The sequence below is a fragment of the Actinomadura viridis genome (genome assembly GCF_015751755.1).
In the GTDB taxonomy this organism is placed as follows: Bacteria; Actinomycetota; Actinomycetes; order Streptosporangiales; family Streptosporangiaceae; genus Spirillospora; species Spirillospora viridis.
The window spans coordinates 1,499,215-1,519,845 of sequence record NZ_JADOUA010000001.1 but is presented as its reverse complement, the minus strand read 5'-3'; the positions used below and the strand labels follow the sequence as shown (position 1 = coordinate 1,519,845).

Annotated in this window: 19 protein-coding genes; 8 read left to right on the top strand and 11 right to left on the bottom strand. The window is 73.3% G+C overall.

Going from position 1 to position 20,631, the window contains the following annotated elements:
• Nucleotides 1-1,127: 1,127 nt before the first annotated feature.
• Complete coding sequence (locus tag IW256_RS06605; RefSeq protein ID WP_197010106.1) at nt 1,128-1,802, bottom strand: hypothetical protein; 675 nt, start codon at nt 1,800-1,802, stop codon at nt 1,128-1,130.
• Nucleotides 1,803-1,831: 29 nt separating this feature from the next.
• Complete coding sequence (locus IW256_RS06600) at nt 1,832-2,719, bottom strand: SCO4651 family lipoprotein (RefSeq protein WP_197010105.1); 888 nt, start codon at nt 2,717-2,719, stop codon at nt 1,832-1,834.
• Between the two features lie 159 nt (nt 2,720-2,878).
• Here IW256_RS06600 and IW256_RS06595 point away from each other — a divergent pair, with 159 nt between their 5' ends.
• The 6 genes from IW256_RS06595 to IW256_RS06570 all read left to right on the top strand — a co-directional run bounded on the left by IW256_RS06595 (nt 2,879) and on the right by IW256_RS06570 (nt 10,085).
• On the top strand, nt 2,879-3,025 hold the full coding sequence (locus IW256_RS06595; RefSeq protein WP_197010104.1) for a hypothetical protein: 147 nt from the start codon (nt 2,879-2,881) through the stop codon (nt 3,023-3,025).
• A gap of 265 nt (nt 3,026-3,290) precedes the next feature.
• Complete coding sequence (locus IW256_RS06590) at nt 3,291-3,641, top strand: DUF4282 domain-containing protein (RefSeq protein ID WP_197010103.1); 351 nt, start codon at nt 3,291-3,293, stop codon at nt 3,639-3,641.
• Nucleotides 3,642-3,882: 241 nt separating this feature from the next.
• Nucleotides 3,883-6,144, top strand: coding sequence for a serine/threonine-protein kinase (locus IW256_RS06585; protein ID WP_307828761.1), 2,262 nt, complete (start codon nt 3,883-3,885; stop codon nt 6,142-6,144).
• A gap of 68 nt (nt 6,145-6,212) precedes the next feature.
• Nucleotides 6,213-7,373 carry a response regulator receiver protein gene (locus IW256_RS06580; RefSeq protein WP_197010102.1) on the top strand — a complete coding sequence of 387 codons (1,161 nt, stop codon included), beginning with the start codon at nt 6,213-6,215 and terminating at the stop codon, nt 7,371-7,373.
• Nucleotides 7,374-7,431: 58 nt separating this feature from the next.
• Nucleotides 7,432-9,348: an AAA family ATPase gene (locus IW256_RS06575; RefSeq protein WP_197010101.1), complete on the top strand. Its 1,917-nt coding sequence runs from the start codon at nt 7,432-7,434 to the stop codon at nt 9,346-9,348.
• Nucleotides 9,345-10,085, top strand: coding sequence for a 4Fe-4S single cluster domain-containing protein (locus IW256_RS06570; RefSeq protein WP_197010100.1), 741 nt, complete (start codon nt 9,345-9,347; stop codon nt 10,083-10,085). Before IW256_RS06575 ends, IW256_RS06570 begins: the two co-directional genes overlap by 4 nt.
• Here IW256_RS06570 and IW256_RS06565 read toward each other — a convergent pair.
• Both IW256_RS06565 and IW256_RS42085 read right to left on the bottom strand, forming a co-directional pair.
• Nucleotides 10,022-10,807: a hypothetical protein gene (locus IW256_RS06565; protein WP_197010099.1), complete on the bottom strand. Its 786-nt coding sequence runs from the start codon at nt 10,805-10,807 to the stop codon at nt 10,022-10,024. The genes IW256_RS06570 and IW256_RS06565 overlap by 64 nt on opposite strands.
• Before the next feature lie 27 nt (nt 10,808-10,834).
• Nucleotides 10,835-10,963 carry a hypothetical protein gene (locus IW256_RS42085; RefSeq protein ID WP_269217915.1) on the bottom strand — a complete coding sequence of 43 codons (129 nt, stop codon included), beginning with the start codon at nt 10,961-10,963 and terminating at the stop codon, nt 10,835-10,837.
• Between the two features lie 90 nt (nt 10,964-11,053).
• Between IW256_RS42085 and IW256_RS06560 the strand changes: the two genes are divergently transcribed.
• Complete coding sequence (locus tag IW256_RS06560; protein WP_197010098.1) at nt 11,054-11,446, top strand: FHA domain-containing protein; 393 nt, start codon at nt 11,054-11,056, stop codon at nt 11,444-11,446.
• Between the two features lie 123 nt (nt 11,447-11,569).
• On the opposite strand, the gene typA is transcribed toward IW256_RS06560, so the two are convergent.
• The 3 genes from typA to IW256_RS06545 form a co-directional block, all read right to left on the bottom strand.
• Nucleotides 11,570-13,426, bottom strand: a complete 1,857-nt coding sequence (gene typA, locus IW256_RS06555; protein WP_197010097.1) for a translational GTPase TypA — start codon at nt 13,424-13,426, stop codon at nt 11,570-11,572.
• Between the two features lie 175 nt (nt 13,427-13,601).
• Complete coding sequence (locus tag IW256_RS06550) at nt 13,602-14,027, bottom strand: (deoxy)nucleoside triphosphate pyrophosphohydrolase (protein WP_231403683.1); 426 nt, start codon at nt 14,025-14,027, stop codon at nt 13,602-13,604.
• A 21-nt stretch (nt 14,028-14,048) separates the two neighbouring features.
• Nucleotides 14,049-14,867 (bottom strand): Mut7-C RNAse domain-containing protein, encoded by an 819-nt coding sequence (locus IW256_RS06545; RefSeq protein ID WP_197010096.1) that lies wholly within the window; start codon nt 14,865-14,867, stop codon nt 14,049-14,051.
• A 182-nt stretch (nt 14,868-15,049) separates the two neighbouring features.
• On the opposite strand from IW256_RS06545, the gene IW256_RS06540 reads away from it, so the two are divergent.
• Nucleotides 15,050-15,508 carry a guanyl-specific ribonuclease gene (locus IW256_RS06540; RefSeq protein WP_197010095.1) on the top strand — a complete coding sequence of 153 codons (459 nt, stop codon included), beginning with the start codon at nt 15,050-15,052 and terminating at the stop codon, nt 15,506-15,508.
• Here the strand turns inward: IW256_RS06540 and IW256_RS06535 are convergent.
• From IW256_RS06535 to IW256_RS06520, 4 genes are all read right to left on the bottom strand, one after another.
• Nucleotides 15,498-16,298: a TIGR03619 family F420-dependent LLM class oxidoreductase gene (locus IW256_RS06535; RefSeq protein ID WP_197010094.1), complete on the bottom strand. Its 801-nt coding sequence runs from the start codon at nt 16,296-16,298 to the stop codon at nt 15,498-15,500. The genes IW256_RS06540 and IW256_RS06535 overlap by 11 nt on opposite strands.
• Before the next feature lie 174 nt (nt 16,299-16,472).
• Nucleotides 16,473-17,537, bottom strand: coding sequence for a C40 family peptidase (locus tag IW256_RS06530; RefSeq protein ID WP_197010093.1), 1,065 nt, complete (start codon nt 17,535-17,537; stop codon nt 16,473-16,475).
• Complete coding sequence (locus IW256_RS06525; RefSeq protein WP_197010092.1) at nt 17,534-18,172, bottom strand: hypothetical protein; 639 nt, start codon at nt 18,170-18,172, stop codon at nt 17,534-17,536. The genes IW256_RS06530 and IW256_RS06525 overlap by 4 nt, the downstream gene beginning before the upstream one ends.
• On the bottom strand, nt 18,173-20,614 hold the full coding sequence (locus IW256_RS06520) for a type IV secretion system protein (RefSeq protein ID WP_197010091.1): 2,442 nt from the start codon (nt 20,612-20,614) through the stop codon (nt 18,173-18,175).
• Between the last annotated feature and the right edge of the window lie 17 nt (nt 20,615-20,631).

The following is a 20,631-nucleotide window of genomic DNA, read 5'->3' as shown; positions in this document are numbered from 1 at the left end:
GCCGCCCTCTCGATCACGTCGCACCGTCGCACGCTGACATGGCGATCTCATGCAGGTGTCGATGCGCCCCGGCCTCTCCAGGATCACACTTGGCCACATCCGGTCACTTATGTCACTGGCCGGGCGCCCCTGTCCCAGGACAGCGATCCGGCCGTCACGGGCGGCCGGCGGGGGGCACGGCACGAACTCCCCTACGCACCGGGGCCGCCCGTCTCGCCCGCCCCCGCCCACGGGACCGCCCCCTCCCCAGGACCCTTGGGTGGGCGAGCCGGCCGACCCCGGCCCCGGCCCCCATTAGCCCCATGCGCACCGGCTCGAGAAGTGGCCGTCCCCATGGCGGCGTGGTGACGTACAACAAGGGCGAACCGCCACAATGCAGTCCCCGTACGAACCTCGGGGTGGTTGATCATTTAACCAGGCGACTTTCTTTGTTTTCCGGCACGGCGCCGCCCTTTTCTCTTCTCCGCAACCTCCCGGCGGTTCCGAGTTCATAACGAAGAATGCCGGTTATGGGGGAGGGCGATTCCCCCGGGCCGAGATCAGGTCTTGGCCCGGGATCACGCTCCGGGACCGGCCCCGGGGACCATCCGAAAGCGGATCCAGGTCCGTGCGGCCGCGCCGGGGCGGACCGCGCCCCGCTGATCGCCGGTATGTATCGTTCCAGGCCACACGGCGGACCTCACCGGGTCACCCGCCTGATCACGCCGGCCGTCCGGCCGCGCCGCGCCCCTTCAGGGCAGGAACGCCAGGCCCGTCCCCCCGCCCGCATTCGTCACCCGTTCGCGTGCACGGCGGCCGAATCTTTCTTCCGGACGCGGAATCCGGGCCCGGCGGAGGGGAGGCCCATGGACCTACTGGTATATACCTTTCTGGTCTTTTCGGATCGTCCACATAGCCACGACCAGCGAGTTCCCGGCGGCCTCGCCGGCAGGCCCCTATGTACGCCAAAGCCACCCGGCGCCCGCCCGGCGGCGCACCCTCTGGCGCGTCCGTCCTTCCGGTTCCGGACATCGAACTGCAATCCCGGCTCACCAGATCAGTGGCACCGCCCGTGCCGCGTACGTCCCCGCCACGGCACGGCACCGGGTTGAGCGCCGCGCGGTCGGCGGGACCTGAACGAGGCAGGGTCAGCGGGGCCTGAACGAGGCGGCGATCCGGTCGGCCTCGGGCGGCAGGGCGCCCTTCTCGGCCTCGATGTCGACGAAACAGAACCGGTCGGCGGCTACGGGGACCCGCACGGTGAGGCCGCTGACCGGGCCGGTCCGCTTCTCCGATTCGTAGACGGCCTTGAACCCCGGCCTGCCGCCGACCTCCATGTCAGTGATCTTGGAGGTGGGTTCGAGGGCCTGCTGCTTGCGTTTGAGCTGCTCCAGCGACGCACCGATCGCGCCGCCCCGGTCGCAGCCGGCCTGCAGGTGCGGGGCGACCCCGGTCGTGCGCGAGGTGTCGATGGCGTAGACGACGCCCTGGGCGGCCTGCTGACGCATCAGGCTCCTGACCAGCGGGCCGGTTTCGCCGGTGAGACCGAACGACGTCCGCACCACCTCGGAGGGGTCCTGGAGCGGGTCGACCCGTTTCCATCCCCCGGGCAGCTCCAGCGTGATCTCCTCCCGGCCCCCGCCCGGGGCGGTGCCGCCCGCGGTGGGACGGGGCCCGGCCGAGGAGGCGGGTGCCGACGGCCCGGCCGCTGAGGGGGACGTCCCGCCCCCCGCGTCACCGCCGTCACCGCCACCGCACCCGGTGAGGAGAAGGGGGACGGCGGCGCCCAGGACGCAGGCCGTCATCATCGTCGAGCGTGCCATGGGATCCGGATCTCCAACTCGTCCTCGGCTCACGCGCCGATCGTGTGCACCTTGCCCGCGGGAGGGGCCTGGATGATGAGCGGCTCACCCCAGCTCCGGTAGGTGACGGTCTGCGAGCCTTTCATCCCCTGCGGGGTGGTGTAGTCGGTCTGGAACTTCCGCGGCAGCCCCTTGCCGTCCACCCACAGCATCCAGGCGACCTCTTTCATGCCGACCTTGGAGAGGGCCTCGAACGCCCGGTCCGAACCGGCCAGCTTCGCCGCCTCGGTGGTCCCCGTGAAACGGCGCACCCGGGTCCCCTCGAACGACTCTTCTGCGGGGGCGCCCTTGAACGCGCCGTTCCTCACCAGGGCGAGGCCGGTGTCGGTGGACATCTGCGCGAGCGCCCCGTCGATCTCGTCGAGCAGGCCGGTCAGCATCTTGGCGAACGGCGCCAGCTCGGGATTGGCCGCGTCCTTGCGCGACAGCCGGACCCACGGCTTGCCGGGGGCCTGCTCCTCACCGTCGACGCGAGTGTAGATCGTCCCGTCGAGGACGACGGCCTCGGTGGTGCCCGAGTCGGCGGGGTCCTGGCTCACGATCGTCATCTGGGCGCTCGGCGTACGGGTCCCGGTCCGCAGCTGTGCGCTGATCTTCTCCTCGACCTTCTTCGCGCCCTCGGCGGTCGTGGAGGCGTTCTCGGCCCGGACGGTGCCCGCGGCGCGCACCTGCCGCGTGATCAGGTCGACCAGGGGCCCGGGCTGATCGGGCAGCGTCACGTCGGCGAGCCTCGCCGCCGGTGTCCCCTGCGGGGTCGCCTGGCCCTGGCTCTGGCTCTGGCTCTGGCGCGGGGTCGCGCCGCCCTTCTCGTCCCCCGAACACGCCGCCGTACCGGCAAGGGCCAGTGCGAGAGCGACGGCCGCCGCGAGACACCTCATGCGCGCAGCCTAAAGGGCCAGACCCGCCGAGAGCCGCGATCGGGTGCGATTTGGGTCCGGTTTGGGCCCTGGGGCCCGTGCGCGCCCACGAGAGCGGTGGTTGGTTGCGTTCTTTGAGGTCGGAGGGAACGGAGCGGGGGCGCCGACCCGCTCGCCAGCTTGCTGGAGCGGCTGGACGAGCGGTTCCTGGGGCGGACGGTCGCCGACGGCGGCGAGGCGCTCCGCCCTTACGTCCACGCGCTGAGGGAGGGACAGGCTCTCGGCGAACGCTGGTATCGCCGTCCGGTGAACGTTCCGTGGCTTTGATCCACGGCGAACCCCCGCGCGTGCGAGGGTGCGCGAGGGCCTCACGTTCTAGAGTCTGGGCGACAGCCCCGTTCTAGCCCAGGAGACGGCGATGACGAACCCACCAGACCCCGGTCAGGGACCTCGTCCCCAGACGCCTGGCCCGTACGGGCCGCCGCCCCAGCAGCATCCGAGCCGCGTACCGCCGCCCCGTCCGGGGCTGGGAGGCACGGGGCCGCAGCCGATGCCCGGCCCGATGGGCCCTATGGGAGCTCCTCAGCAGGGCATGCCTTCCCAGCAGCCGCCGCACCAGGAGTGGACGCCACCGGAGCGGACGGAGAAGGGGCTGCTGGCCGCGCTGCTGGACGCCAACTTCAACCATCTCGTCACCCCGAAGCTGATCAAGCTGTGGTACGTCATCGCCCTTCTCCTGATCAGCCTGCAGTGCCTGATCTTCCTGGGGTTCGGAATCTGGATCGCGACCTGGGACGACTTCTGGGCCTGGGGCGTCATCATGGTCGTCGCCACCCCGCTGGTCTGGCTGTTCGAGCTGCTCATGGTGCGGATCCTCATGGAGGCGGTGGTGGTGCGGTTCAAGGGCGTGGAGCACCTCCGGGCGATCAGGGACAAGATCTAGAGGTGCGCGTTAGGCTCGCGGGCAGGCACGCGACATAGACGGGGCAGTGCAGGTGGGCGACTTCCAGGAGCCGGGTGCGGAGCCGGGAGACGGCGCTCCCCCTCGTGCGACACGGCGGGATCCCGGTGCGACCCGCCGCGACGACCGCGTACCGGGCGCGCCAGGTGCGGCGGCGCCGGGGCCTGGGGCCACCCGGCGTGACGGGGAGGCCGCAGAGGGGCCGCTGCTGAGGCTGCCGGGCGTGCTGGCCGGGCGGTTCGCGGTGGTGGCCGAGCTGCCCGTCCAGGGTGCCGAGTCCGATCTGCTGCTGGTACGGGACGCGCACGGCGCCGAGTACGTGGTGAAGCTGTTCCGGCGCGGCTACCACGCCGACCGGGAGGTGTGGGCGAAGCTGCCCGCGCTGGGCTCCCCGCACGTCCTGCGGATCCTGGAGACGGGGCAGGCCGAGGGCCGCGACTACGAGATCTCCGAGTACGCGCCCGGGGGGAACCTGCGGGCGCTGATGGCGGGTCCGGCGCCCGGCGGGGTCCTCGAGCGGATCGTGGCGCAGCTCGCGGACGGGCTGGGCGCGCTGCACGGTGCGGGCATCGTGCACCGCGACCTCAAGCCGGAGAACGTGCTGGTGGTCGAGGCCGAGCCGCTGCGGCTGGCGATCGCCGACTTCGGGTTGAGCAGGGTCCTGGACCAGAGCGTGGTGTTCGCCTCCTCGTCTCGGACGCTCGCCTACGCCGCGCCCGAGTCGCTGTCGGGGCAGGTGTCCCCGGCGCGCGACTGGTGGTCGCTCGGCATGATCGTGCGGGAGCTGGCGACCGGGCGGGCCCCGTTCCAGGGGCTGAGCGAGACCGCGGTGGTCGATCATCTGGCGACCCGGGCGGTGCCCGCCGACGACGTCGCCGATCCGCGGGTGCGGCTGCTGTGCCGGGGGCTGCTCACCCGCGACCCGCGGCGGCGGTGGACCGGCGGGCAGGTGGCGGAGTGGCTGGACGGCGGGTCACCGGCGGTCGCCGAGGAGCCGGCGCGGCCGGGCGTCCCGTCCGGCGGGGGCGTCCCGTCCGGTGCCGGGGTGCCGTTCGCGGGGCGGCGTTACGACGACCGCGCCGAGCTGGCGCGCGCGCTGGTCGCGAGCTGGGACGATGCCGCCTCCTATTTCTTCGGGCGGGGCGAGTCCGGGGAGGCGTGGCGCTCCCTGCGCGAGTGGCTCGGAGGGATCCCGGACGACAGCCGGATCGGGCTGATCGACCGGTATCTCACCACGGACCTCCCTCCCGATGTGAAGCTGCTGCACCTGGTGCGCTGGCTCGATCCGGCGCTGCCGCCCCACTACCTGGGGCGGCGGGTGGCCGTGGACGATCTGGCGGGCCTGGCGGCGCTGGCGGGCGACCCCGCGCATCCCGACCATCGGATCGCCTGCCGGATCGGCCGGGAGCTGTGGGATCGGCGCCTGCTGCCGGTCCTGGCGGAGTTCGAGGGCGGCGGGGAGCTGGCGCGGGCCGACGGCCGCTGGCGGGCCCACGCCGGTGCGTGGAACGACCTGGCCGGGTGGCTGCGCGAGCAGCGGGCCACCCCGTCCCGGCTGGGGGCCCGGCTGCCCGACACGGGCGACGCCCGCGACGACGATCCGCCGGTCGTCCTGCTGACGTTGCTGGCGCTGGCGGCGCGCCCCGAGGAGACGCGGGAGCGGATCGCCGGGGCCGCGGCCCGGGGACGGGCGGCGGTCACCGGGCCGGTCGCCTGGTTCGACTGGATCGCGGACGGGGCGGGCGACGATCCGCTGCGGCTGCTGGCGGTCGCCAGGGCCGCGCCCGAGGCGGCCCTGGAGGCCGAGGCCGCGGCGCGGGACCTCCGTGCCGCCGAGCGGCGCTCGGGTGAGCTGCGCGGCCGCTGGGAGGAACGCGAACGGCTCCGCCTGGCCGGACGGGGACCGGCGGTGGGCAGGGCCGTGGCCTGGTCCCTTCCGCTGCTGGCGCTGTGGCTGCTGGGCAGCTGGGTCGTCGGGGCGTTGTTCGGGGGCGGGGGCGGCGACGGCACCAGCGCGGTCGGGGGGTTCCAGCGGACGTCCGGGGTGCCGTTCGGGGTGCTGGCGGTGTGCTCGGTGCTCGCCTGGGGGGTCCAGTGCGGCGGCGAGGTGGTGCTGGCGCGCGCGCAGGGTCGGGACTACCTGCCCTACGGTCCCTGGTCATGGCTGTCGCGCCTGCTGGGGGCGGGCGGCCGGGGGCTGGCCAAGGCGTCGCAGACGATGTCGGGGGCGGCCCAGCGGACCGGGCGGCGCGGGTGCGGGGTGCTCCTCCTCGCCGGGACGGTGCCGCTGCTGCTGATCCTGCTGCTGATGGCGGCGGTGACCCCGGTGGCGAGCCTGCTGTGGCTGCTCGTGCTGGGCGCCGGCGCGGTGGGACACGCGGTCGCCGCGGGCGTCCGGCTGCATCGCTGGCGGCAGGAGCACGGGGAGGCCGGGCGCGCGGCGCTGGCCGGGGCGGAGAACCCCGGGCCGGGCGGAAGGCTCTAACGAGGCGGGAGACCACCTGCGGAGGGACGCTCCGTACGGAACGGCAGGCTCGACCGGAGAGGGACGGCATGAGCAGCGGAGTCGAGGCCGATATCGCGCTGGACGCGGCGGTGGTCCTCAGCCTGGGGATGAACCGCGCGCTGGGGCGGACGGCGGGGCTGGCCGGGCGGGGCGCGGAGGCGCTCGCGGCGCTGGCGGCGGGCCGGGCCGAGGCGCGCGCGGCGGCGCTGGCCGAGGCCGAGTCGTACGACCAGGCGCTGCGCCAGGTCCTCGACCGCAACGCGCGTATCGAGGCGCTGGCCGAGACCCGGGCCGGGCTGGGCGCCGAGGTCGCCCTCCCGGCGCCGCTGCGGCCGGACGGGCTGGCGGCCGAGGAGCTGCTCTCCTGGTGCGCCGCCGCGGACGAGGCGCTGGACCGGGCCGAGCGGGCGCTGTCGGAGCGGCTGGCCGCCTCGGTCGCCGCCGAGATCTTCGCCGCTCCGGGCGCCGTGGAGGGGCTGCGGGCCGATGTGGGCGCCGCCCCGCCGCCGCGGGCCGACGGCGCGGAGACCTCCGGCGAGACGTACCGGACGCTCGAACGGGTCCTGGCGCGGCTGCTGCCGGACGTCGCCGAGGAGGACCGCCGGACGGTGGCCGAGGCCGCGCGGCTGCTCGCCGCCGCCGTCTCCCTGGAGGAGGCGGAGGGGGCGCTGACCGAGGTCAGGCTGCGGGTCCAGGCCGCCAACCGCCGTACCGAGGAGCTGCGCGCCGAGCAGCGGCGGCGGGCGGCCGAACGGGACGCCGCCGAGCAGGCCGAGGCCGAGCGCCGGTACGTGCTCGGCTCGATCACCTCGGCGTTCGAGGAGATGGGGTACGAGGTGCAGGGCGGGTTCGAGACGCTGACCGCGGGCGGTGACGGCGAGGTGGTGCTGTCGCGGGGGTCGTGGCCCGACCACAGCGTGCGGATGCGGGTCGACGACGACGCGCGGCTGCGGGCCTCGATGGTCCGGACGCGGCCGGCGCGCAGCGAGGACGACCGCCGGGTGGACGTGGAGCGGGAACGGGAGTGGTGCGAGGCGTTCGAGGCCGCCCGGACGCGGCTGGAGGGCGCCGGGATCCGTTCCCGGGTCACCTGGAGGCTGGACCCCGGAGTGCGCGAGCTGCCGGTCAACGACGGGTCGCGGCGGGAGGCCCGGCAGACTGGGACCCGACCCGGACAACGTGAGCGCCGTCGGGAGCGTGAGAAGTGACTGCCTGCCAGGCCCTGGCCAGCCGTGAGCGGCGCCGCGCCGCGAGGAGGGCGAGCACGTGAGCATCGAGTCGCCGACCCTCGGGGGGCGCCTGCCCGGCTGGCCGCCGTTCATCCGCGAGCTGGACGCCACCCTGTCGGTGCACTCCCAGTACGTGCTGTCGGGAAACCTGTACGACAGCTTCCTGGCCCCTTCGCTGGAGAGCGCCGGTCCCGGCCGGCTGCTCCCCCTGCGCGAGCTGCTGTGGGAGGCGCTGCGTTCCAGCGGCTTCTCCTGCATGGTGGTGTACGACCCGGTGGACGGGCTGCAGGTGTATCCCGACAACGGCGACGAGGTCTCCGAGGAGGCGGCGCGGGCGGCCGAGCGGCTGCTGGGCAAGCGCAAGGGCGAGCAGAAGCCGTCGCTGGAGGCGCTGACCGGGCATCTGGCCGCGGTGGCGCGGCCGGAGGAGAACCTGCGCGCCGCGTTCGTGATCGACTCGGCGTCCCGCATCGCCCGGACGCCCACGGACCTGGAGCCGGCCGAACGCGACTTCTTCCGCTTCTGCGCCAAGCTGTCGCGCTCCGCCCGGCCGGTCCGGGTGACGGGGCCGCGGCCCAAGCCGCTGTACAACCCGGTGGTGTGGCTGGTGGAACGGCCCGGCGACCTGCCGCCCTGGCTGACCGCCGACAACGAGAACGTGCGTGAGATCACCATCCCGCGGCCCCATCTGGGCGACCGGCAGGAGACCGCCCGGCTGCTGGCCCGCGCGTTCGGGGTGAGCGACGTGGGCGGCGACCAGGCCGCGGCGGCGGCCTGCGACGCGTTCGCCGAGCAGGCCGACGGGCTCACCCTGCAGTCGATGATCGAGGTGACCCGGCTGGCCAAGGAGCGCAACGTCGACCTGGCCGACCTGCCGGACGCGGTGCGCACCTACAAGCTCGGCGTGCTGGACAACCCGTGGAGCCGCGGCCACCTGCGGCGGCGCGTGCTGGAGGGCGAGCGCAAGGTCCCCGAACGGGTGATCGGGCAGCCCCAGGCGGTGACCAAGACGCTCGACATCCTCAAGCGCGCGGTGCTGGGGCTGTCGGGCGCCCAGGCCACCCGGTCGGGCAGCCGGCCGCGCGGCGTGCTGTTCTTCGCCGGGCCGACCGGCACCGGCAAGACCGAGCTGGCCAAGGCCATCACCGAGCTGGTGTTCGGGGACGAGTCGGCCTACCTGCGGTTCGACATGAGCGAGTTCTCCGGGGAGGGGTCGGGCGACCGGCTGATCGGGTCCCCGCCCGGGTACGTCGGGCACGAGGCCGGCGGCGAGCTGACCAACGCGGTCCGCGAGGACCCCTTCCGGGTGATCCTGTTCGACGAGATCGAGAAGGCGCATCCGCGGATCCTGGACAAGTTCCTGCAGATCCTGGAGGACGGCCGGCTGACCGACGGGCGGGGCAACACCGTCCACTTCTCCGAGTCGATCCTGATCTTCACCTCGAACCTGGGGATGTACGTGCAGGGCCGGGACATCACCGCCCGTTCCGACGTGGCCTCCCCGCCCGCGCCGCGGATCCAGAACATCACCCCGGGCATGTCGTACGAGGAGGTCGAGCAGCGGATCAAGGGCGCGGTCGCCGACCACTTCACCGAGGTGCTCAACCGTCCCGAGCTGCTCAACCGGTTCGGCGACAACATCGTGGTGTTCGACTTCATCGGCGCGGAGGCGGCCAACAAGATCTTCGACCTGCAGTTCGCGAACATCTGCCGCCGGGTCACCGACGAGCACCGGCTGGTGCTGGTGGTGAAGGGCGACGCCCTGGAGACGCTGCGCGGCTGGTGCACCACCGAGCTGGACAAGGGCGGACGCGGCATCGGGATGGCGCTGGAGTCCTACTTCGTCAACCCCCTGGCCCGCGCGCTGTTCGACCGCGAACTCGTGCCCGACGAGCGGATCACCGTGTCCGGCGTCCGGCAGGAGGGCGGCATCGTCCATCTGGACCTCCAGTGACGCCGGCCGTACCGCCGGGCCTGCTCCTGGCCAAGGCCCACTACCCGGTGACCACCCTCGGCCCGGGGGTCCGCGCGGGCATCTGGTTGCAGGGGTGCACGCTGCACTGCCCGGGGTGCCTGTCGCGCGACACCTGGGAGGCCGACCCGGCCAAGGAGGTGCCGGTGGAGGCCGTGCTGGGCTGGCTGGCGTCCCTTCCCGGCCCGGTCGAGGGCGTGACGATCTCCGGCGGGGAACCGTTCCAGCAGCCCGCGGCGCTGGCCGCGCTGGTGCGCGGTATCCGCAGGTGGCGGGACGAGTCATGCCATGAGACCATTCCGTTGGACATTCTCGTCTACAGCGGATATGTCTACTCTCGGCTCTCGCGCTCCCCCGAGGCGCGCGAGATCCTGGAGTCGTGTGACGCCGTCATCACGGGGCCGTACATCGAGCGGCTCAACCCGAGGGGGCGACACGGCCAGAGTGGCTCTCTACTCTGGAGGGGGTCGGCCAACCAGCGCGTCGTACCGCTCTCCCCGCTGGGACGGGCGAGATACGGGGCCCTGACCGGCGCCGGCTCCGACGCCGTTAAGGAAGTGGAAGACGCAGGGCCCCGAGTGCAGGTGTCCGTGGACGAGGGGCCGGAGGGAAGGCGGGTGTACTACATCGGGATCCCGCGGAGAGGTGACATGGATCACCTCACATCGACGCTGGAGCGCGCCGGGATACGAGCGGGGGATGTGTCATGGCGACCTTGAACTGCCCTGTCTGTGACGAGCCCTTCCAGCAGGGGGATCTGCTCTGCCTGAGCTGCGGGGCGAACCTGGCGCGCGCCGGGGGCGGCAGGCGGCCGGGCCAGGGGTACGACGACCAGCAGCCACCGCGAATCCCACCCCCTCCCGCGCCGCAGCACGGCCAGCAGCCCTACGGGCAGGGCCCGCAGCAACCCCACCAGCAGGCACCCCACCAGCAGGGCCAGCACCAGCCGCCCTACCAGGACTCTCCGTACGGCGACTCTCCGTACCAGCAGCAGGGGCACGGGCAGAGCCCGCACCAGCCCCCGGGGCCTCCTCAGCCGCCGATGCCCGGCCCGCCGCAGCACCAGCAGGGCCACCAGCAGGGCGAGCCGCAGCACGGGCACGGGGGGCAGCTCGGAGGCCCGCATGGGTCCTCTCCGGCGCAACCTCAGTACGGGGAGCCGCAGCAGCCCGGCCCGCCTCCGATCCCCCAGGACCCTTGGGGCGTCCCCCCGCAGGGCCAGCAAGGCCAGCAGGGGCACCAGGGACACCAGGGGCACCAAGGCCAGCAGGGGCACGGCCAGGGGCAGCAGGGGCACGCGCAGGGACCCGAGGGGTGGGGCCCTCCGCCGCAGCAGCACCACGGGGGCCAGCAGCCCTCCACGAGCCAGCCGCACCATGGCGCCCAGGCGCCGTCCCAGCAGCATCAGGGCGGTCAGCAGGGGCAGGCACAGCCGCAGCACGATCCGTGGGCCGCTCCCCCGCCGCCGTCACCCGACCAGTGGGGGCCGCCGCAGCCTCCCGCGCCCGACCAGCAGCAGCACCAGTACCAGCCGCACGCGCCGCAGCCCGGGCCGGGTGACAACCCTTACTCGCCGCCCCACCAGGGCGGGTCGCACCTGCCTCCTCCGCCGCACGGCCGGGAGGCGACGCTGCTGCCGCCGGAGGCCCAGCACGGGCAGCGGCCGGGCAGTGACAGCACGGCGTACATGTGCCCGTACTGCGAGGCGGTGCTGTCCAGCCCGAACGCCGTCCAGTGCGACTCCTGCCTGAGGCCGCTGCCGCAGCAGGGCACGCCGGTGCTGCGCGTGCAGTTCCCCTCCGGGGAGCTGAAGGTCTCGGTGGGCCAGCACCTGGTCCTGGGCCGGGACGCGGGCCAGTCACCGGTGGCGTCGACGTTCACGCAGTACGACAACGTGTCGCGGCGTCACTCCACGCTCTGGCTCGACCCGTCCGGCACCGCGTGGGTGCGCGACGAGGGGTCCACCAACGGCACGTTCGTGAACGGCGAGCGGCTGCCGCGCGGTGTGGAGGCGCCGCTGCGCGACGGTGACCAGCTCCGGCTGGCCGCCGACGTGACCGGGACCGTCCAGCTCAAGTAACCCGCGAGCGACATGGAAGGGGCCGCTCCGGATGACTCCGGAGCGGCCCCTCTCATGTCACGGGCAACTGGGCGGACGGGCTGGGGGCGGACTGGCCGCCGGCGCGCTCAGCCGCCTGCGGGCTCAGCCGCCGGCGCGCTTGGCGCGGGCGCGGGTGCGCTCGCGCTCCTTGCCGTCCAGGACGACCTTGCGCAGCCGCACGGCGGTGGGCGTCACCTCGACGCACTCGTCCTCGCGCACGAACTCCAGCGCCTCCTCCAGGCTGAGCAGGCGCGGCGGGGTCAGCGTCTCGGTGCTCTCGGCCGTGGAGGAGCGGATGTTGGTCTTCTGCTTCTCCTTGCAGATGTTGACGTCCATGTCGTCGGAACGGGAGTTCTCCCCGACGATCATGCCCTCGTAGACCTGTGTGGTCGGGCCGACGAAGAAGGTGCCGCGCTCCTGCAGGTTGGTGATCGCGTACGCGGTGGCGGCGCCGGTCCGGTCGGCGACCAGGGAGCCGGACGGGCGGGTGCGCAGCTCGCCGAACCAGGGCTCGTAGCCCTCGAACACGTGGTGGGCCATGCCCGTGCCGCGGGTCTCGGTGAGGAACTCGGTCCGGAAGCCGATCAGGCCGCGCGCCGGGACCAGGAACTCCAGCCGGATCCAGCCGGTGCCGTGGTTGGTCATCTGCTCCATCCGGCCCTTGCGGACCGCCAGGAGCTGGGTGACGGCGCCCAGGTGCTCCTCGGGGATGTCGACGGTGAGCCGCTCCACCGGCTCGTGCCGCCTGCCGTCGATCTCGCGGGCGACCACCTGCGGCTTGCCGACGGTCAGCTCGTACCCCTCGCGGCGCATGTTCTCGACCAGGATGGCCAGGGCCAGCTCGCCGCGGCCCTGCACCTCCCACGCGTCGGGACGCTCGGTGGGCAGCACGCGGATGGACACGTTGCCGACCAGCTCGCGGTCCAGCCGGTCCTTGACCAGCCGGGCGGTGACCTTGGTGCCCTTCTCCCGGCCCGCGAGCGGGCTGGTGTTGGTGCCGATGGTCATCGAGATGGCCGGCTCGTCCACCGTGATCAGCGGCAGCGGGCGCGGGTCGTCGGGGTCGGCGAGGGTCTCACCGATCATGATCTCCGGAATGCCGGCCAGCGCGATGATGTCGCCGGGCCCGGCCGCCTCGGCGGGCTTGCGGGTGAGCGCCTCGGTCATCATCAGCTCGCTGATGCGGACCCGCTCGACGCTGCCGTCGCGCTTGCACCAGGCGACCTGCTGGCCCTTCTTGATGATGCCCGAGTGGACCCGGCACAGCGCGATCCGGCCCAGGTAGCTGGAGGCGTCGAGGTTGGTGACGTGCGCCTGCAGCGGGGCGTCGGGGTCGTAGGACGGCGCCGGGATGGTCTGCTTGATGACCTCGAACAGCGGCTCCAGGTCGGGGCTGCCGGGCATCTCCCCGTTGCCGGGCTTGTCCAGCGAGGCCCGGCCGGCCCGCCCCGAGGCGTACACGATCGGGAAGTCGATCTGCTCCTCTTCGGCGTCCAGATCCATGAACAGTTCGTAGGTCTCGTCGACGACCTCGTCGATCCGGGCGTCCGGCCGGTCGGTCTTGTTGACCACCAGGATCACCGGCAGCCGCGCGGCCAGCGCCTTGCGCAGCACGAACCGGGTCTGCGGCAGCGGCCCCTCGCTCGCGTCCACCAGCAGGACGACGCCGTCGACCATGGACAGACCGCGCTCGACCTCGCCCCCGAAGTCGGCGTGGCCCGGGGTGTCGATGATGTTGATCGTCATCCCGGCGTGCCGGACGGCGGTGTTCTTGGCGAGGATGGTGATGCCCTTCTCCCGCTCCAGATCACCGGAGTCCATGACGCGGTCGTCCACGTCCTGGTTCTCGCGGAACGCGCCGGACTGCCAGAGCATGGCGTCGACCAGCGTCGTCTTGCCGTGGTCGACGTGGGCGACGATCGCGACGTTCCGGAGGTCATCGCGCGTGGAGATGGGCATGCGGTCTCGCTTGGGTGAGAGAGTGGGGTCACCGCAGACGTGCGGCCCTGCCGATTCTACTTGCCCGTCCGGGATCCCCCCGCCAGCGCGGATGGCCCCGTTCGCGATGAATGTGATATTTGGCGATTTCTGCCGTTTTTTCGCCAGGCTCCCCGGCGGCCGGCGGCCCGGCCGCTCAGCCCCCCGCGCCGCCCAGGAGGTGGGGGCGGATGCCCTCGACCACGGGAAGGTCACCCGGCAGCCACTCCACGTCGTACAGCTCGTCAGGGCCGAGCCAGCGCAGCGCGAGGTGCTCCAGGGCCCGCGGTTCGCCCGCCGTGATCCCGGCGGTCCACACCCGCAGGACGCCGCCGAGGCTCAGCGGCCAGTCGGCACCGATCCGGACGTCCAGCGCGATCTTGACGCCCAGCTCCTCGTGACACTCCCGGACCAGGGCGTCCTCGTCGGACTCGCCGGGGTCGACCTTGCCGCCGGGGAACTCCCAGCCGCCGGCCAGCTCGGGCGGCTCCGCCCGCTGCGCCGCCAGCAGCCGTCCCCCGGAAATGATCGCCGCGCCCACCACAACGTTGATCGCAACCAGCCCCTCTCTGCCCGGCATCATGCCGGAACGCCGCCGGGCGCGTCAGGAGACGGCGCCCTCGGGCGCGGCGGGCAGGTCGCCGGACGGGACGTTCCCGGCACCAGCGCCCGTGCCCGCGCCCGTGCCCGCGCCTCCGGAACGCGCGGCGGCGACGACCCGCGCCGCGTGCTCGACGATCCGCTCCAGATGGTCGCCGTGCGCGCCGCGCCAGTAGACCTGGCCGCAGTCGGCGCAGCGGCCGTAGACGTCGTAGCTGCGGCGGGTGCCGTCCGCCAGCTCGCGCTCGATCTCCTCCTTGTCGACCGCGACCAGCACGCCGTTGCAGGCCGTGCAGCGCGTCCACGGCGCCAGCTCCGGCGCGAACCGCTCCAGCAGGTCGCGCAGCTGGTCGTCGGGGCGCGATCCCCGGACGTACGCGCCGAACCACAGGGCGCGGCGCCGCAGCAGGCCGCGGTCCTGGGTCAGCAGCACCCGGCGCTCCTCGTTGGCCTGGACGACGAGCGCGGGGTCGTCCATGTCGTTGTGGTAGGCGGTGTCCAGCCCGAGCAGGCGCAGCCGCCGGGCCAGCGTGCCGAGGTGCACGTCCAGCAGGAACCGGGGCGCGATCTGGCCGGGCTCCAGCGGGACGGGCTGGGGCCGCGGCACGGCCGCCACCCGTACCTCGTCGCCGGCCGCGGGAAGGTGACCGGGCCCGGCCGGATCCCCGTTCACCGTGAGCGGGCCGATCTCGGGCAGCGGCACGCCGAGGGACTCCACCACATGCCCCAGCGTCGACGTCCCGTCGATCGGCACCGCCTGCCGTGCCCGCCTGCGGGCCGCGGGAAGGAACATCAGCAGTTCGTCGTCGATCAGGACACTCATCTCGGGCTCCACGCGGCCAGCATGCCACGCCGGAGCGCGCTGTCGACCGATTTACGGCGCCGCCCGGCCGAGGTCCGCACCCGGGATCCCTGCCGAATCACGGATGGCGGGATCGGCAATATCAACTGAAATGACCGGCCTTGCCTTGACCGTCCCGGGGCCCAGGAACGCAGACTCGGCCCATGGAGTCCCCCCGCTCACATCACATCGTCCGGTTCCTGCTCCTCGTCCCGCTCCTCGTGGCGGGGCTCACGGCCCCCGCCACCGCACAGGCCGCCGTGCCGTCCGCGCCCGCGTTCACCGGCCCCGCCGCCACCGCACCCGTCACCACCGCACCCGTCACCACCGCGATCCCGCCGATCTGCGAGTCGCAGCTCCCGCCCCAGGCCGGCGACACCATCGCCCTCATCGAACAGGGCGGCCCCTACCCCTACCCGCAGGACGGCACCGTCTTCCAGAACCGTGAGGGCCTGCTCCCCGACGAGCCCTCGGGCTACTACCACGAGTACACGGTCAAGACCCCGGGTGTGGACCACCGCGGTGCCCGCCGCATCGTGACGGCGGGCGACCAGGGCGCCGACGGCATGTACTACACCGCCGACCACTACGAGAGCTTCTCCGACATCGACTTCAGCTGCTAGGGAAGGCCCTCATCAGGGCCTCCATCCGGGCCGGGGCCTCCGCCGCGTCGCCGAAGTGGACGGCGAGGTGGTCGGCTCCGGCCCGTTCCCATGCCGGCAGGTCCGCCGCGAGATCGTCCCGCCAGCCCGTCCGCGCCCCGGCCTCGACCGGCCGCCCGGCCGCCTCCCGGAACCGGGCGGCGAGCTCGGCGAACCGCTCGGGGGTGGTGTCGACGCTCTGCCACATGTCGGCGTGACGGGCCGCGCGGCGCAGCGCGGCGTCGCTCATGCCACCGACCATGATCGGCACCCGGCCGCCTCCGGGGCGGGGCTCGAACACCCCGGTCCCGAACCCGAAACGCTCGCCCTCGAACGGGCCGCCGCCCCGGTCGTGCAGGTGGCGGATCAGCCGGATCGCCTCGTCGGTACGGGCGGCCCGGCCGGCGTAGTCCGCTCCCACCGCAGCGAACTCGGCACGGTCCCAGCCGATCCCGACGCCCAGCACGAACCGCCCGCCCGACAGCCGGTCCAGCGTGGCGGCCTGCTTGGCGACCGTGAACGGGTCGCGCAGCGGCAGCACCAGCACCGAGGTGCCCATCCGGATCCGGGACGTGCGGGCGGAGATGTGCGCGAGGGTGACGAGCGGCTCGTAGACCCCGCCGTACACCGGACCGTAGGGAGCCGGCGGCAGCAGGTGGTCGGGCAGCCATACCCCCGCGAAGCCCAGCTCTTCGGCGAGCACGGCCAGGTCGACGATCCGGTCGGGCCCGGTCCGCGGTGCCTCGTTCGGCAGGATCGCGTGCAGTCGCATACCGCGACCCTAAACACTCACACCGATGAGAAGGTCAAGCCGGCAGCCGCGCCGGTGGCCGGAGTCCACGGCCACCGGCGCGGCCCCGCCCGGCTCGCCGCCCACGCCCGGCTCGCCCGGTGCCATCGGGAGAGCCCGCCGGGCGACCGGCCACGCTCGGCTCGCGGGCGGGGGTCAGTTCGCGGGCTGGGCGACCAGCCGGGCCACCTTGCGCTGCATGTCGGGACGGGCCAGCGGCCGGGTGGTGCCGATCCAGTCCGAGCGCTTGTAGGGCTTCACCCCGATGTTCGGCTTGCAGGTCGAGCAGCTGGCGACGATCATCTTGCCCTTGCCGATGACCATCCCGACATGGCCGGGGTTGTTCGCCGAGGTCCCCGGACCGGAGTTGAAGAAGACCAGGTCGCCCGGCTGCTCCTTGCCCTTGTCGATCCGCACCCCCCAGGGCCACTGCTGGAACGTGGTGCGCGGGATGTTCAGCCCGACGCTGCGGTAGGCGCCCTGGATGATGCTCGAGCAGTCCCAGGCGTCGGGGCCGTTGGCACCGAAGATGTAGCGCTTGCCGCGCTGGGCCATGGCGAACGCGATGATGCGCTGGACGAGGCCGCTCACGTTGGCGGGAAGCTCGTTGTCCTCGCACTCGACGCCGTTGGACTGGACGACGGTGAAGTCGCCGCCCACGTAGCGCTTGGCCCAGTCGAGCACCAGGTTCACGTAGTCCCACGAGTGGTTGTACATGAAAAGGGCGGTGCGCATGCGTTCCGGGGCGCCGTTGTGCTTGAGGTAGCGGGCGGCGGAGGGGATGGCGTCGTCGGGGTCGTAGCGGTCCTTCTTGCCGTCCTTGTCGCCGTCCACGGCGAACGCCTTGAACGTGGCGGCCAGGAACTGCATGGGCCCGCCCGCGCCCGCGTAGTTCTCACCGCTGCTCACGCCCGGCAGCCTGGAGGTGCCGTGGCTGGTCTCCACCTTGCCGATGCCCGCCAGTACGTTCCAGGGGATGCCGTAGTCCTTGCCCGCCTGCTTGTAGAGGGCGAGGTAGTCGGCGGGAATGGCGCGGGCGTCGTTGGCCTCGGCGGGCTGCGCCCCGGCCCGGCTGGTGTCGACGCAGGCGGCGCCGCCCGCGCCTCCCCCGCCGAACATGAACTGGCTCGCGCCGAACAGCACCGGCACGATCATCAACGCGACGAACAGCATCGCGGCGGCCCCCAGGGCGGCCGCGAGCAGCAGCCTGCGGCGGTTCATCCGGTGTCACCCGCCTGTCCGGCGTCGGCGGGCTCGAAGGCGTACACCCGCAGCGACCCGCCGTCGCGCGCCACGGTCACCGCGTACTGCCGGCTCTCCTGAGCCTTCTTGCCCTCCTTGGTGACCTGCTGCTTGCCGGTGACCAGGAAGATGATCGAGTTGTCCTCGATGTCGCGGACCCGGTCGAGCGTCGCCGAGCCCTCGGCGACGGCCTGCTGCCTGCGGCGCTCGTCCAGCATCCCGGGCGAGCCGGCACCGCGCCGGAGCTCGTCCAGCAGCGCCTCGGTGACCATGCCGGACAGCCGGCCGGTGTAGACCTGGGGGTCCTCGTCGAAGCGGTAGGTCCCGTAGGCCGCCGTGAACCGCTGCGCGAGGTCGGCCGCCGTGGCGAACTCCTGCTGGGAGAACGGCAGCAGCCGGTAGACGTCGAAGTCGCCCGGGGACACCGAGCCCGCGATCCCCGGCGGCGGCGACGCGGGACCGGTGGGGCCCGCCGTGACGGCGGGGGGCGTGTTCGCCCCCTCGTCGCCGGGGTCGTCCTCGGGGGCGGCGACGGTCAGGTAGACGCCGACCACGGCCAGGACCACCACCAGCCCCGCGAAGACGAACTTGCGCTGACGGTCGGTCAGGTTCATCTACTCGTCCCGCTCCGCATCGCCGCGCCCCCCGGAATCGCTCTCGACGGGCCGCAGCCAGAACGGGATGGGCGGACTCTCGCCGGCGTCGCGGCGCCCCCACAGCGGAGGGGGCTGCTGCCTGCCGCCGGGCGCGGGAGCCGGACCGGACGTGCCGGGCCGCGGCTTGGGCACCCCAGAGGCCGGTTCGGCGGGCCTGCCGCGCGCCGGAGTGCCGGCTCCCCGGCCGCGTACCGGAGCTGAGCCGCCCGATCCCGAGCCGCCCGAACCCGAGCCGCGGCCACCGGACGACCGGCCGTTGCCTCCTCCGAACCAGCCGCCTCCGCCGCCGGAGGCGCCGGAACCGCCCGAGCCGCCGGAGCCGCCGCCCGAATCGGACGAGCCGCCGCCGTTGGAGACCCCGCTGCCCGGGCGCGACCACGCGGTGGGACGCGGGGTGCCCGAACCGGACCCGGACGGCTTGCCACCGGCCCCGGAGGACCCGCCGCCGGCCGCGGCACCGGCGGGCGGCGCGCCGCCGTTGCCGCCCGGCCGCGCCGTCGCCGCCCCTCCGTCGGTACGACCGTCGCCGGGCGCGCCCGCGCGCGTCGGGAGGTTGAGCGGCGGAGCGCCGCGCCGGGACCGGCCCTGGGCCGCCGCCGCTCCCCCGCCGCGCGGCTTGGCCGCCAGCACGGGCGCGGCGTCCGGGGACGGGCCGTCGCCCGCCCCGGCCACGCCGTTGCGCCGGTCGGCGACCGTGGTGGAGCCGTCGGCGGCAGCGGCGGCACCGGCCTCGGCCGGCGCGTCGTTCTTCCCGTACCGTGCCAGCCGGTAGCCCGCCGCGCCCGGAACGACCGCGCTCGCGACCGACGTGGTGCTCTTGCGCGCCTCCATGACCGACTTGTCCAGCTGGGCCTCGCTCTTCTCCCGCGCGCCCACCGCGGAGTAGCCGACCGCGGAGAACAGATGCTGGAACGGCTTGCGGTAGATGAACGCGGCGAACGTCACCAGCGCGATCAGCAGGATCTGCAGGCCCCAGGGCAGCGTCTCGCCGAGGATCAGCCCGTACGCCCAGAGCAGCAGCGACAGCACACCGATGAGGGCCGCCTGTTTCAGGAGCATCGACAGCAGCAGTTCCAGCCAGCGGATCGCGATCACCCGGCCGATCCCCGGATGGATGCCTATGCCCAGGAAGATCGGCCCGGCCACCAGCAGCAGCAGGAAGGCGATCTTCACCACGATCAGCGCGATCGCGATCACCAGGATGAGCAGCCCCGCCACCAGGGCGGCGAACAGCCCGCCGAACGCCACCGCCAGCCGGCTGGTCCAGTTCTTGCCCTGGAACAGCGGGTAGACCCCGGCGTGGTCCTCCTTGACGTTGCTCGCCACCGACTTGTACGCGTCGGCCTTCTTGGCCAGGTCGACCTTCTGCCCGCCGTGAGTTTCCGCCAGGTCGACGGCCTGCGACCAGAGCAGCTTGTCGGCGTTGTCCTTGACCACCTTGGCGTTCGGGTCGGTGGTGCCGAACTGGCCCATCAGCCACGGCTTGCACACCAGGGCGACCCACAACCCGTTGGCATTACGGGTGGTGGCGTCCACGTCGGCCGAGTTCATCGGGTCCTGCCGGCCCTCGGGCGGCGGGATGCAGGTGCTGCCCTTGGTGTCGCTCTGCGGCAACGCGGCGTTGAACGCGGCGCTGGTCGCCTCCGAGACCTTGGTGCCCAGCGTGGTGAAGTCGGCGGGCCGCGCGACCAGCCAGATCAGCGCCACCATCGCCGCGACCATCCAGATCACGCCCTCGGTGACCTTGCTGGCCCGCTTGCGCACCAGCCCCCACCAGGCCAGCCACATCGCCCCGAGGATGACCACCCAGGACCAGTAGCGGGCGTTGAACGTCTTGCCGATGTCGCTGATCACACCGTCCACGGTGTTCTTCAGCCAGCCGAGCAGCGACTCGGACGCGGCGGCCTGGTAGACGCTGATCGTGGTCCGGTCGATCGCCCGGACCAGGGTGAAGGTGGTGTTGGCGAGCGCGTTGCCCATCATGGCCATCGCGTCCGCGCAGCCCATGTCGACCGCGTACCAGCTCTGCCCGGCCGTCCCGTAACGGTCGTAGTAGGTGAGCTTCTCGACCGGGGTCTTCCTGAGCTCCTCGTTCGGATAGTCCGGCGGTTTGATCAGCCCGTCCGTCCCCGACCCGTACTGCTCGGGCGCGGGATTGTCGGCCGGCCGGCAGGGGTCGCTGCCGAACGGGCCGGCGCCGGCGACCGGAGAGAGGCCGACCATGAATATGGCGGCCATGACCATCAGGAGTAGCGAACGGCGCCCCCCGCCCCCGAACCGGCGCGGACGCCGCCCGGAGCCACGGAGCACCGACTGGTCGAGACCCTCTGCCGGGGAACGCTGCAGCCGGCGCGCGAACGCCCGGTCCAGCCCAGCACCCGGCACACGGAGACGGTTCATCGACTGACCTCTCGTGT

Coding starts and splice junctions, on each gene's coding strand:
- IW256_RS06605 (WP_197010106.1), bottom strand. CDS start 1,802: ATGGCACGCTCGACGATGATGACGGCCTGCGTCCTGGGCGCCGCCGTC.
- IW256_RS06600 (WP_197010105.1), bottom strand. CDS start 2,719: ATGAGGTGTCTCGCGGCGGCCGTCGCTCTCGCACTGGCCCTTGCCGGT.
- IW256_RS06590 (WP_197010103.1), top strand. CDS start 3,291: ATGCCTTCCCAGCAGCCGCCGCACCAGGAGTGGACGCCACCGGAGCGG.
- IW256_RS06580 (WP_197010102.1), top strand. CDS start 6,213: ATGAGCAGCGGAGTCGAGGCCGATATCGCGCTGGACGCGGCGGTGGTC.
- IW256_RS06560 (WP_197010098.1), top strand. CDS start 11,054: ATGTGCCCGTACTGCGAGGCGGTGCTGTCCAGCCCGAACGCCGTCCAG.
- typA (WP_197010097.1), bottom strand. CDS start 13,426: ATGCCCATCTCCACGCGCGATGACCTCCGGAACGTCGCGATCGTCGCC.
- IW256_RS06550 (WP_231403683.1), bottom strand. CDS start 14,027: ATGATGCCGGGCAGAGAGGGGCTGGTTGCGATCAACGTTGTGGTGGGC.
- IW256_RS06545 (WP_197010096.1), bottom strand. CDS start 14,867: ATGAGTGTCCTGATCGACGACGAACTGCTGATGTTCCTTCCCGCGGCC.
- IW256_RS06540 (WP_197010095.1), top strand. CDS start 15,050: ATGGAGTCCCCCCGCTCACATCACATCGTCCGGTTCCTGCTCCTCGTC.
- IW256_RS06535 (WP_197010094.1), bottom strand. CDS start 16,298: ATGCGACTGCACGCGATCCTGCCGAACGAGGCACCGCGGACCGGGCCC.
- IW256_RS06530 (WP_197010093.1), bottom strand. CDS start 17,537: ATGAACCGCCGCAGGCTGCTGCTCGCGGCCGCCCTGGGGGCCGCCGCG.
- IW256_RS06525 (WP_197010092.1), bottom strand. CDS start 18,172: ATGAACCTGACCGACCGTCAGCGCAAGTTCGTCTTCGCGGGGCTGGTG.
- IW256_RS06520 (WP_197010091.1), bottom strand. CDS start 20,614: ATGAACCGTCTCCGTGTGCCGGGTGCTGGGCTGGACCGGGCGTTCGCG.